This is a genomic window from Allobacillus salarius, assembly GCF_007559425.1.
In the GTDB taxonomy this organism is placed as follows: Bacteria; Bacillota; Bacilli; order Bacillales; family Alkalibacillaceae; genus Allobacillus; species Allobacillus salarius.
Map to the genome: position 1 here is coordinate 1 of NZ_VMHE01000065.1, position 604 is coordinate 604.

General features: G+C 33.4%; 1 protein-coding gene. It reads right to left on the minus strand.

All coding sequences use genetic code 11. The features are described 5' to 3' along the window. Positions 1 to 604 (minus strand): replication/maintenance protein RepL (locus tag FPQ13_RS13040; RefSeq protein ID WP_425456876.1); only part of this gene is annotated, 604 nt, incomplete at both ends.

Here is a 604-nt window from a genome sequence, read left to right on the forward strand (position 1 = left end):
GGCAGCTAAAGTCTTTTTCCGAACGTATGTTTTAGCAAATGTCACTCGGTCACCATTGAATACTATCAGAGGATTAATAAACCAAAGATTATCGGCTGGTCCTCGGGCTATGATTTCAGCTTTTACAAGTTCTGCAAGTCCTTTATAAACGGCTTTGTCTGTTTTGTATTTGGTATATTCTAGGCATTTTTTTCTATTGAAGATGATTAAATCATTTTTGGGTTTCATGCAGGTCATAAAGTAACCAAAAACCCGAATAGCTGCTTGTGATAGGTCAAAGAATGCAGCAAAGTTAGAAAGATACAATTTAGTGAATTGTTCTTCATCTACTTCTATTTGACGGATAAACGAAGTCTTAAACACTTCTCCAGTTTCAGTGTCGGCTAAAGCTACTACGGCTCTCTTATCGCCACCACTATTACTCTTATACTTTTTAACAACATGATTTTCAATACCTTCTATAGCTTGTTTCATAAAAGGATTTTCTTCGTTCTTTTGAAAATCGGTTAACTTAACTGCTTTTTTATTTTCCATTTTGATGTGTTTTTGGGAAATATTATTCTCCACAAAGTAAACTATTATTTTCCATAAAAACAATATTAAG